The sequence below is a fragment of the Streptomyces sp. NPDC091279 genome, assembly GCF_044757465.1.
In the GTDB taxonomy this organism is placed as follows: Bacteria; Actinomycetota; Actinomycetes; order Streptomycetales; family Streptomycetaceae; genus Streptomyces.
This window is the reverse complement of record NZ_JBIVVA010000010.1, coordinates 335,329-345,659: the sequence shown is the minus strand read 5'-3', so window position 1 is coordinate 345,659 and position 10,331 is coordinate 335,329. Positions and strand designations below refer to the sequence as shown.

Here is a 10,331-nt window from a genome sequence, read left to right as displayed (position 1 = left end):
CGCCCTACGGGTTGGTCCCTTACGGGTCCTGCCCCCTACGGGTTGGTCCCTTACGGGTCCTGCCCCCTACGGGTTGGTCCCTTACGGGTCCTGCCCCCTACGGGTTGGTCCCTTACGGGTCCTGCCCCCCCAACGGCGTCACCCCCACCGAACTCCCGGGCCCCGAACTCCCGGGCCCCGGGCCCCCGGCCCCCCCCTCGCGCCCCCGGCGATGGTGGTGGTACGCCGGTGCGGGGGTCGTCAGGGCGTCCCCGTACCGGCGTACGGATGAGGGTCGGCCTAGGGGCGCAGCAGCACCTTGCCGACCTTCGGGTCACCGGACCCGACCAACTCGATGGCACACGGGAACTCGTCGAGCGGCAGCTCGTGGGTGACCAGCGGCAGCGGGTCGAGCAGCCCGGCCCCGAAGACCCGCACCGTGTGGGCCCAGGCGTCCGGCGCCGCCCCGAAGACGGTGTGCACCTCCAGTTGCCGCACCACCAGGTCCGTCGGGTCGAGCCCGTCGGCGCCCGGTGCCGGGATGCCGGTCAGGACCAGCCGTCCGCCGCGCCGGAGCAGTGCGGCGGCGGTGCGGGCGGCCGACGCGGACCCGGCGGTCTCGATGACGACGTCGATGTCGTCCGGCAACTCCTCGTCCCGGGTGCGGAATTCGGTCGCGCCGAACGTCTTCGACAGCTTCGCCCGGTCGGGCCGGGTGCCGACGACGAGCAGCGCGGCCGGGGACGCCGCCTTCAGGAACTGCACCGCGAACATCCCGAGCGTGCCGGTGCCGACCACCGCGACCCGCTCACCGGGCCGGGCGGCGGCCTTGATCGCCGCCGCCGCGATACACGCGGCCGGCTCCAGCAGGGCCGCCGCCGTCAGATCGGCCCCGTCCGGCAGGGCGTGCAGCAGCCGGGCCGGCAGGGTGAGCGTCGGCGCCATCGCACCCGGCTGGGTGAACCCGGTCTCCTCGTACCCGGCGGTGCACAGCGTCGTCTCGCCCGCGTGACACCGGTCGCACACCTGGCAGTTGCGGAACCCCTCGCCGACGACCTTGCGGCCGACCAGAGCCGAGGGCACTCCCACGCCGACCGCCTGCACGGTCCCGGACCACTCGTGGCCCGGCGTGAGCGGGTAACGGACGTACCCCTCGGGCCTGTTGCCCTGGTAGACCTCGCGGTCGCTGCCGCAGATGCCGACCGCGTGGACGCGCACCAGCGCCTCACCGGCGTCGGGCTGCCGAGGCTCGTGCGGGGCCAGCCGATGCACGCCCGGCTTCTCGACGACGACGGCAACTGCACCACCGTTGCCCGGAGTTGTGCCGTCGGAGCCGGAAAACCCCGTCGGCGCCCCGGAACTCACTTGCCGCCCTTCGGCTTGCGCTGCTCCCAGCCCTCGGCCCAGAGGTCGAACCGGGCCTGCTGCTGCGGGAATTCGGCCGCCGCGTCGGTGTCCAGCTCGACGCCGAGCCCGGGCGCGTCGGAGAGGTGGAAGTAGCCGTCCACGACCTCCGGCGCTCCCTTGACGACCTTCTTGATCTCCGCGTCGGCGAAGTCGTTGAAGTGTTCCAGGATCTTGAAGTTCGGGGAGGAGAAGCCGACTTGGAGCGAGGCGGCGGTCAGCACCGGGCCACCCACGTTGTGCGGGGCGACCAGTACGTAGTGCGCCTCGGCGGTCGCGGCGAGCTTCCGCGTCTCCCAGATGCCGCCGATGTGGCCGACGTCGGGCTGGATGATGTCCACGGCCTGGCTCTCGAACAGCTCGCGGAACTCGACGCGGTCGTGGATGCGTTCGCCGGTGGCGACCGGGATGTCGACCTTCGCGGCGACCTTCTCCAGCGCCTTGAGGTTCTCCGGCGGGACCGGCTCCTCCAGCCACGCGGGCTTGAACGGCGCGAGTTCACGCGCGAGCCGGACCGCCGTCGACGGCGAGAACCGGCCGTGCATCTCCAGCATCAGTTCCGCGTCGGGCCCGATGGCGTCCCGCACGGCCTCGATCAGGGAGACGGCGTAGAGGGTCTGCTCATGGTCGAGTTCGAAGTGCCCGGTGCCGAACGGGTCGATCTTCAGGGCCTTGTAGCCGCGCTCGACGACCCCCTGGGCGGCCTTGTGGTAGGCCTCGGGCGTCCGTTCCGTCGTGTACCAGCCGTTGGCGTACGCCTTGACCTTGTCCGTCACCTTGCCGCCGAGCAGCTGCCAGACGGGCACCCCGAGGGCCTTGCCCTTGATGTCCCAGCAGGCCATCTCGATGACCGCGATGCCGGACATCACGATCTCGCCGGCCCGCCCGTAGTCGCCGTACTTCATCCGGCGCACGAGGTCTTCCACGGCGAACGGGTCGGAGCCCAGAATGTGGTTGGCCTCGGCCTCTCGCAGGTAGCCGATCAGCGCGTCGGTGTGGCCCAGCATCCGGGTCTCGCCGACTCCGGTGATCCCCTCGTCGGTGTGCACCTGGACGTAGGTCAGGTTGCGCCACGGCGTCCCGACCACGTGTGTGCTGATTCCGGTGATGCGCACGGCAGTTGCCCCTTGCTGCTTCGACGGCCCGGTTCTGGATGTGTTCGAAATTTCGTCACACGTTCGAAATGCTGGCGTGACACTAAGGATGGGGCGGCGGGAGTGTCAATGGGTCGAACACATAACGGTTTCGACAACGCTTTCGGTGTTGATTTCGGTGACGTTTTCGAGGGTGTTCTCAACGGAAAAGCGTGACTTGCCGTAATTGCCCCGAGGTTCGCCAGAGCTTCCCACACAACCTTCACAGGCTTGCCCCGGAACGTGCCCCGTGCGGAACCTAGTCTTCCCGCGTCATGGACTACTGCCACCCGTGCCGACGGCACCTCAACGGCGCCCTCACCTGCCCGGGCTGCGGCGCACCCGCCCACGGACTCCCCGCGTCGCCGGAGCACACCGGCACGCGCGCGTACGAGAACGACGGCGACGACGACGGTTATGAAGGCGCCGGCGGCTACGAGGCGGTCGGCGAGCCCATCGGCCGGGCCGAACGCCGGGCGCAGTCACGGCGACGCGGCCGGAAGCGCGGCGGTGTGGCCGACGGCCACCTCGCGAGCCCGCCCGACGGTGACGCGACCCGCCGCGATCGCAAAGCCGCCGTGCATCGCAGACGCCGTCGCCGCGTCCTGCTCATCACCACGGGCTTCGTCCTGGCAGCCGCGGGCCTGAGCCTCGCGGAACTGGGAGTCGACGCCCCCTTCTCCACCCCGAGACCGGCAACGGCGGGCGACCAGCAGGCCGACAGCATCTCGACCGAGGCCTCCACCACGGCAACCCCGTCGAACGACGACCCGAACGCGACGTCGCCCTCGACCTCCCCGACCTCCTCGGAGTCCCCCTCCGCGTCGGCTTCCGCCAAGGAGAAGGAGAAGGAGAAGGAAGGGAAGGAATCCGACACCCCCACAGCCCCGACCACGTCGGACACGACCTCAGAATCCACCACCCCCACAGAGGAAGACACCACCCCCGCCACAACCCCCACCCCCACCTCCACCACAACACCCACCACCCCAACCCCCACCCCCACAGAAACCTGCAACCAGTTCCTCTGGTGGTGCACCTAACCGGGATGCCACAACGGCGCCGCACCCGAAGTCCACCAAGCGTCCCGAGCCAGAAGCCCACGGCCCGGCAACGCCGCTAAAGGGGCGCGGGGCTGCATCGATTTGCGGCTCCGCCGCGCGGGCGCGACCAGCCACGACGGCGCAGCACCTGCCGCGAAGCGTTGGGCACAGGGCACGCCCGAGCGGGTAATCCACGGCCGAGCAACGCCGCCAAAGGGGCGCGGGGAACGGCGCGACCAGCCACGATGGCGCCGCACTCGAAGTCCACCAAGCGTCCCGAGCGGGAAGCCCACGGCCCGGCAACGCGGCTAAAGGGGCGCGGGGCTGCATCGATTTGCGGCTCCGCCGCGCGGGCGCGACAAGCCACAACGGCGCAGCACTCGAAGTCCATCAAGAGGCCCGAGCAGGAAGCCCACGGCCCGGCAACGCCGATAAGGGGCGCGGGGAACGGCGCGACCAGCCACGACGGCGCCGCACTCACCCCACGACCTGACCCCCCACCCCCTACGCCCGCCCCTCCAGCGAAGCGTCAAGCATGCGCCGCAGCAAATCCCGCAAAGAAAGCCGCTCCTCCACAGACAACCCGGCCAACGGCGCCCGAGCAAACCGCAACCCTTCCCGCAGCTCGCGAGCCACCCGCCGCCCGTCCTCCGTAGCGGCAGCCAGCTTCACCCGCCGATCCGCAGGATCAAGCCGCCGCTCCACGAGCCCCCGAGCCTCCAGCCGATCCACGATCCCGGTCACATTGGACGGCTCACACTTCAACTTCAGCGCCAGCTTCCGCATCGGCAACGGCTCCAGCGACAGCAGACTGAGCAGCCGAGCCTGCGCCCCGGTCAACGCGTGTTCACCCGCCGCGTCCTCGTAGTCCTCGTAGAACCGGGCCACGACATCCCCGATCAGTTCGACGACCTCCATGGTCAGGGCGTCGGGGCGGCGAGTCGTGTGTTCAGTGGACATGCCTTTCAGCCTACCCTCTTATTTGACAACATGAAATATTCAGAGGCATGGTTGTTTCAGGTACTGAAGTAAATCTGCGGAACCCCCACAAGACCGGCGCAGTTCTGGAAGGGCGAGTCTCATGATCAACCGCGAATGGCACCTCCTCAGCCGTCCCGTCGGCTGGCCGAAGCCCGAGGACTTCGCCCTGGTCGAGGCCGAGGTCCCGACGCCCCGCGAGGGCCAGGTGCTGGTGCGGAACAAGTACCTCTCCGTCGACCCCTACATGCGCGGCCGGATGAGTTCGGCCAAGTCCTACCTGCCCCCGTTCGAGCTGGACAAGGTCATGCAGGGCGGCGCGGTCGGCGAGGTGATCGAGTCGAACGCGGAGGGCTTCGCCGTCGGCGACCACGTCCTGCACTTCCTGGGCTGGCGCGAGTACGCGGCCGTCGGCGCCGAGCACGCCGTGAAGGTCGACCCGGACGCCGCGCCGTTGTCGACGTACCTCGGGGTCCTCGGCATGACCGGCCTCACCGCGTACGCGGGCCTGCTGCGCACTGCCGCGTTCAAGGAGGGCGACAGCGTCTTCGTCTCCGGCGCCGCCGGTGCCGTCGGCAGCCAGGTCGGCCAGATCGCCAAGCTCAAGGGCGCTTCCCGGGTGATCGGCTCGGCCGGTTCCGACGAGAAGGTCAAGCTGCTGCTTGAGGAGTACGGCTTCGACGCCGCCTTCAACTACAAGACCGGCAAGGTCAGCACGCAGCTGCGCGAGGCCGCCCCGGACGGCGTCGACGTCTACTTCGACAACGTCGGCGGCGACCACCTGGAGGCCGCGATCAGCAGCCTCAACCAGGGCGGCCGGATCGCCGTCTGCGGCATGATCTCGGTCTACAACAACACCGAGCCCGCCCCCGGCCCGCGCAACCTCACCCGTCTGATCCAGACCCGTGGCCGCATCGAGGGCTTCCTCGTCGGCGACCACTACGACCTGCAACCGCAGTTCGTCTCCGAGGTCGGCCCGTGGGTGGCGTCCGGGCAGCTCAAGTACCGCGAGACGGTCGTCGAGGGCATCGAACACAACCTGGAGGCGTTCCTCGGGGTCCTGCGCGGCGAGAACACCGGCAAGATGATCGTCAAGCTCTGACGGTCGGCACGCCCTGATCGCAGCGGATCTCCGCACGCAGGGGAGGGGGCGGCCCGACCGCCCCCTTTCCGCTCTCCCTAGGGGAACCGCCCTCCCCCGGAAGTCGCCCCCCTACGGAACTCGCTCCCCCTAGGGGAAGCCCCCCCAGCCCCAGCCCCAGCCCTCAGCCCCGTTCCGACGCCGCCCGGTGCACCGCCAGTACCAGCCGCTCGTTCTCGGGGGCCGCGCCGCCCGGGAAGGCGAAACGGCGCCGGGTGTAGCCGTAGGCGAGACCCGCGCGCGGATCGGCGAAGGCCTGGCACCCGGCCACCCCGGAGTGCCCGAACGTGCCCGCGCCCAGGAACGGGTACAGCGTGTCCGCCGGCAGCTGGAACCCGAGACCGAACGCCCGGTGCGCCCGCGCCACCACGTCGTACCCCACGGAGTGGAACTGCCCGACCTCCGCCACCGTGTCCGGCTTCAGCAACGGCGCCCGCTCACCCACCTCGCTGATCGCCGCCGCGTACAGCCCCGCGAGCCCGCGCGCCGAGGCCACCCCGCCCACCGACGCCGGACCCTTCGCCCGCAGCAGCCGGTCGTTGGGCAGGCTCTCCAGATCGGTCGGCACGGCCGCGTGCCGGTTGAAGGCGATGCCGGAGACGGAGTGCGTGCCGCTCGGCAACTCCCCGAGCAGCGAGCGCTGTTCGGGCGTCGGCGCCATCGGCAGCGTGCTGCGGAACCGGGGGTCGTGGACGGCCGGGAGCCCCATGTGGAAGTCCAACGCGTAGGGCGCGCGCACGCGTTCCTCGTACACCTCCTGAAGGGTGCGGCCGGTCGCGCGCCTGACCACCTCGCCGGAGAGCGCCCCGATGGTCGTCGCGTGATACCCGAAGGTGGCGCCCGGACGCCAGAACGGCCGCTGATCCGCGAGGCGTTCGGCGATCAGGCGGTCGTCGAGCAGTTCCGCAGGGCTGAACCCGGTGTCCGTGCCGATCAGTCCCGCCCGGTGCGCGAGCAGCTCCCGCAACGTCACCCCGGCCTTGCTCTCGGCGGCGAACTCCGGCCAGTAGTAGGTGACTTTGCGGTCCAGCTCCAGCGTGCCGTCCTGCACCAGCAGCGCGACCACCAGATGCGCGGCGCCCTTGGTCGCCGAGTAGGCCGCGTACAGCGACGTCGCCTCGGTGCCGTCGCCCGCCCACAGGTCGACGACCCTGCGACCGTTCACGTAGGCACACAACTGCCCTTCGTAGTCGGCGCGTTCACCCGCCACGAAGGCGGCGAACTCCTCGCGCACCGCCTCGAAGCCGTCGGCGACGGTGCCGTGGATCTCCCGTGTCATCCGCTCTCCTCACCCAAGCCGCCGCTCCTCGTGAGCCGCGGCGAACAACGCCCGCCCGACCTGAGAGAACTCCCCACCGGGGGCCTCCTGCGATCGGTACGGCGGGACGGACCCGTTCCACTCAACGGACCCACCCGCGGCCCGGTGTGACCCGGCCCGCCGGTCTCCCCTAGGGTCTTCCCATGCGCGATCTAGGGGCGGGATTCGGTTATCTCCTGAAGGGCCAGCGGTGGGTGGCCCGGCACGGCAAGCAGTACGGGTTCGGACTGCTGCCCGGACTGATCACCCTCGTGCTGTACCTCGCCGCGCTGATCGCACTCGCGACCTGGGGTGCGGACTTCGTCGCGTGGGCCACGCCGTTCGCCGACGACTGGTCGAGCCCCTGGCTCGGTCTCTTCCGCGGCTTCCTGACCGCCGTCCTGTTCGCGCTCTGCCTCCTGCTCGCCGTCCTCACCTTCACCGCCGTCACCCTCCTGATCGGCCAACCCTTCTACGAGAGCCTCTCCGAGAAGGTCGACCGGGACGTCTCCCCGGACGGCACCGCCCCCGAGTCGGAACTGCCGCTCTGGCGCGACCTGTGGATCTCGGCCCGCGACAGCCTGCGCATCCTGGTCCGCGCCCTGATCTGGGCGGTGCTGCTCTTCGCCCTCGGCTTCGTCCCGTTCGTCGGGCAGACCGTCGTTCCGGTGCTCGGGTTCTTCGTCACCGGGTTCTTCCTCACCGAGGAACTCACCGCCGTCGCCCTCCAGCGCCGGGGCGTCGACCTGCGCGCCCGCCTCACCCTGCTGCGCTCCCGCAAGACCCTGGTCTGGGGCTTCGGCACCCCGCTCGGCCTCGCCTTCCTGGTGCCGTTCGTCGCCGTGTTCCTGATGCCCGGCGCGGTCGCGGGCGCCACCCTCATGGCCCGCGACCTGCTGGGCGAACCCGCCGGAGACGGCGCGAACGACCCCGAGGGCGACGACGACGAGAACGCCGGCCCGCACGAGACGAGCGCCGCCCGGCCCAACTGACGTCACGCCGACGTCAGTTGCGCAGCGCCACCGCGAGGATCGCCCGCACCTGCCCGATGATGTCGACCCGGTTCCTCACGAACTCCGGGTCGGTCACCGCCCCCGTCGCCGGGTCCGTGTTGCCCGCCCCGAACTCCAGCACCGGCGTGTGCACATGCCCGCCCGGCAGCGTGTCGTGAAGGCCGAGCCGGTCCCGCAACAGCGTGGCCCGGTAGGCGATCTCGTTGGACAGATAGTCGCCGCCGCCCCCGGCCCGCGCGGCCGACCCCGGCGTCGGCCCGTCCGCCCGCACCACCGGCTCGGTGCCGCCCGCCGGGATCTCGGTCACCGAGGTGTTGTCGTACACCGGGAAACGTCCCGTGTCGGCGGCCACGATCGCCCGGTACGGCAGCGTTGTGGTCGTCCACTGCGGCTGCGAGCCCGGGTCGGTGACCGGCACGGTCCCGGTCACGCCGACGTTGTCGTTGTCGCCGAAACCGCCCCGCCAGGCCCCGTTGGTCCGCTCCACGTCGAACCGCCCGACCCGCCCCTGACTCACGGTCGTGAACAGGTCCACCCTCCGCAGATACGGCCGCAGCGCCCGCTCCACGGTCTGGTCCGTGAAGTCCCGCCAGCGCACCGGGAACACCACCGTCTCCACCCGCGCGGGCCCCTCGGGCGTCCGGATCACCGTGCCGTCCAACGCGAGCGCGCTCGCCCCCGACGGATTCGAGATCCGGATGTCCCGGTCCAACGTGAACGGGTCGAACCCGGTGACCAGCACCCGCCGCATCCCCGTGCCACCGGGCAGCCGCACATCGCCCTGCCCCCGCGAGGCCCGCTCCAACGACGCGATGAGCGCCGCCCGTTGACCCGTCCCGAGCCCGAACCGGGGCTCCCAGGTGCGCGCCTGGCGCGTCATCCCGAGCCGCGCCCAGTACAACGGCCGGTCGTCGTCCCGGCTCAGATCCCCACCGGCGGACCCGCGCCCCTGCGCCCGGTCCACCGCCCGCCGCCACAACGCCGCCCCCTCCCGAACGGCGGCCCGCCGCGCCGCGCCGAACGAGCGCGCGTCCGCCAACTCCCGTGCGAAGCGCGGCGCGACGTCGTCGAACCCGGACCGCGCCAGGATCTCCCGGGGCACCCCCTGATCGAGCCGCCGCTCCTCGACCGTGGGGGAGGGGGCACCGACGGCACCGGCGGAACCCACCGACCCACCGAGCCCCGCCGCCATCACCAGCCCCAGCACACCGATCCGAACACCCAGAGTCCTCAAGACAATTGACCCTTCCGTCACCGTGGGGGAAGCATCCGCGCGACACGGAACGGCCGCAGTATCACCCACCCACCCACCCCACTCCACGCCACGGCACACGCGCACCGGACGCCCCTCAACTGCCCCTGCTCACACGTACGGTGATACTTCCGGTGTGGAGACGGTGCGAACGGCCAAGCCGACCAAGTCCGTGAAGGCCCTGAACGGGGGCCTGTTGCTGCTCGCCGAGGTCGGCTGCCTTGCGGGGGCGGCCCGTTGGGGGTTCGCGCGGGACGTGCCGACGCCGTTCGCCCGGCTGCTCGCGGCCGCCGCGCCCGCGCTGCTCATCGGCCTGTGGGTGCTGTTCGGCGCACGGCGCGCCAAGTACCGCCTCCGGGGCGGCAGTCGGACCGCTTTCGAGATCGCCTGGTTCGGGGCCGGGGTCCTCGCGCTGGCCGGTGTCGGGGACACCGGCGGCGCGGTCCTGCTCGCCGCGCTCGCCGGAGTGACCAAGGCGACCGCCACCCGCCTCGGCCGGTGAGTTACGCGGGCTCCTCGCCCAGCAGCCGCAGGAAGTCGCGGAACGCGCCCGGCATGTCCACCGTGTCCGGGTTCAGGAGCCACTGGTACTGGAGGCCGTCCATCACCGCGACCAGCAGCGGGGCCGCCCGTTCCGGCGTCAGGCCGCCCGGCAGACGGTCGCCGTACTCGGTGCGCAGGACCGCCGTCATGCTCGCCCGGACCCGGTCGTAGCGCTCCGTGAAGTAGCCGCGCGCCGGATGCCCCTCCGTGACGCTCTCGCCGAGCAGCGCGGCGAAGGTCTGGACGATCGCCGGCCGCATCGCGTTGTACTCGACCAGCGCGGCCAGCAGATCGGCCCGCCACGCGCTGTCCGGCACCGCGTCCCACTGGTCCCGTTCCTCCAGGACCGCCACCAACAGGGCCTCCTTGGTGGGGAAATGGTGCAGCAACCCCTGCTGGGTCAGCCCGACCCGCTCCGCGACCGACGCCATGCTCGCCCCCCGGTAACCGCGCTCGGCGATCACCTCCAGCGCCGCCCGCACGATCTCCGCGCGCCGCGCCTCGCTCCTGACCCTGCCGTTCATGGCGTCACCCTACGAGACCATCGT

10 protein-coding genes are annotated in these 10,331 nt (G+C 71.3%); 4 read left to right on the top strand and 6 right to left on the bottom strand.

What is annotated here, in order from left to right:
- Positions 1-279: 279 nt before the first annotated feature.
- The gene (locus tag ACIQOU_RS26200; protein WP_401539590.1) at positions 280-1,251 is read right to left on the bottom strand and encodes a zinc-binding dehydrogenase; all 972 of its coding nucleotides are present in this window, start codon (positions 1,249-1,251) and stop codon (positions 280-282) included.
- A gap of 89 nt (positions 1,252-1,340) precedes the next feature.
- Entirely contained in the window at positions 1,341-2,498 is a 1,158-nt protein-coding gene (locus ACIQOU_RS26195) for a mandelate racemase/muconate lactonizing enzyme family protein (protein ID WP_401539587.1), read from the bottom strand.
- 293 nt (positions 2,499-2,791) lie between these two features.
- On the opposite strand from ACIQOU_RS26195, the gene ACIQOU_RS26190 reads away from it, so the two are divergent.
- Positions 2,792-3,559 (top strand): hypothetical protein, encoded by a 768-nt coding sequence (locus tag ACIQOU_RS26190; protein ID WP_401539585.1) that lies wholly within the window; start codon positions 2,792-2,794, stop codon positions 3,557-3,559.
- A gap of 504 nt (positions 3,560-4,063) precedes the next feature.
- Here the strand turns inward: ACIQOU_RS26190 and ACIQOU_RS26185 are convergent.
- Positions 4,064-4,519 (bottom strand): MarR family winged helix-turn-helix transcriptional regulator, encoded by a 456-nt coding sequence (locus ACIQOU_RS26185; RefSeq protein ID WP_401539582.1) that lies wholly within the window; start codon positions 4,517-4,519, stop codon positions 4,064-4,066.
- A gap of 121 nt (positions 4,520-4,640) precedes the next feature.
- On the opposite strand from ACIQOU_RS26185, the gene ACIQOU_RS26180 reads away from it, so the two are divergent.
- Entirely contained in the window at positions 4,641-5,639 is a 999-nt protein-coding gene (locus ACIQOU_RS26180) for an NADP-dependent oxidoreductase (RefSeq protein ID WP_401539580.1), read from the top strand.
- A 163-nt stretch (positions 5,640-5,802) separates the two neighbouring features.
- Here ACIQOU_RS26180 and ACIQOU_RS26175 read toward each other — a convergent pair whose 3' ends face one another.
- Positions 5,803-6,957, bottom strand: coding sequence for a serine hydrolase domain-containing protein (locus ACIQOU_RS26175; protein WP_401539577.1), 1,155 nt, complete (start codon positions 6,955-6,957; stop codon positions 5,803-5,805).
- Positions 6,958-7,139: 182 nt separating this feature from the next.
- Between ACIQOU_RS26175 and ACIQOU_RS26170 the strand changes: the two genes are divergently transcribed.
- Positions 7,140-7,967: an EI24 domain-containing protein gene (locus tag ACIQOU_RS26170; RefSeq protein WP_401539574.1), complete on the top strand. Its 828-nt coding sequence runs from the start codon at positions 7,140-7,142 to the stop codon at positions 7,965-7,967.
- 13 nt (positions 7,968-7,980) lie between these two features.
- On the opposite strand, the gene ACIQOU_RS26165 is transcribed toward ACIQOU_RS26170, so the two are convergent.
- The gene (locus ACIQOU_RS26165; RefSeq protein WP_401539571.1) at positions 7,981-9,222 is read right to left on the bottom strand and encodes a pyroglutamyl peptidase; all 1,242 of its coding nucleotides are present in this window, start codon (positions 9,220-9,222) and stop codon (positions 7,981-7,983) included.
- Between the two features lie 154 nt (positions 9,223-9,376).
- Between ACIQOU_RS26165 and ACIQOU_RS26160 the strand changes: the two genes are divergently transcribed.
- Positions 9,377-9,742 (top strand): DUF2568 domain-containing protein, encoded by a 366-nt coding sequence (locus tag ACIQOU_RS26160; RefSeq protein ID WP_401539569.1) that lies wholly within the window; start codon positions 9,377-9,379, stop codon positions 9,740-9,742.
- A gap of 1 nt (position 9,743) precedes the next feature.
- Here ACIQOU_RS26160 and ACIQOU_RS26155 read toward each other — a convergent pair whose 3' ends face one another.
- Positions 9,744-10,307: a TetR/AcrR family transcriptional regulator gene (locus ACIQOU_RS26155; protein WP_401539567.1), complete on the bottom strand. Its 564-nt coding sequence runs from the start codon at positions 10,305-10,307 to the stop codon at positions 9,744-9,746.
- Positions 10,308-10,331: the final 24 nt, after the last annotated feature.

Excerpts from the sequence above, each read along its gene's own strand:
- ACIQOU_RS26155 (WP_401539567.1), bottom strand. The coding sequence starts at position 10,307 with ATGAACGGCAGGGTCAGGAGCGAGGCGCGGCGCGCGGAGATCGTGCGG.
- ACIQOU_RS26170 (WP_401539574.1), top strand. The coding sequence starts at position 7,140 with ATGCGCGATCTAGGGGCGGGATTCGGTTATCTCCTGAAGGGCCAGCGG.
- ACIQOU_RS26175 (WP_401539577.1), bottom strand. The coding sequence starts at position 6,957 with ATGACACGGGAGATCCACGGCACCGTCGCCGACGGCTTCGAGGCGGTG.
- ACIQOU_RS26190 (WP_401539585.1), top strand. The coding sequence starts at position 2,792 with ATGGACTACTGCCACCCGTGCCGACGGCACCTCAACGGCGCCCTCACC.
- ACIQOU_RS26185 (WP_401539582.1), bottom strand. The coding sequence starts at position 4,519 with ATGTCCACTGAACACACGACTCGCCGCCCCGACGCCCTGACCATGGAG.
- ACIQOU_RS26180 (WP_401539580.1), top strand. The coding sequence starts at position 4,641 with ATGATCAACCGCGAATGGCACCTCCTCAGCCGTCCCGTCGGCTGGCCG.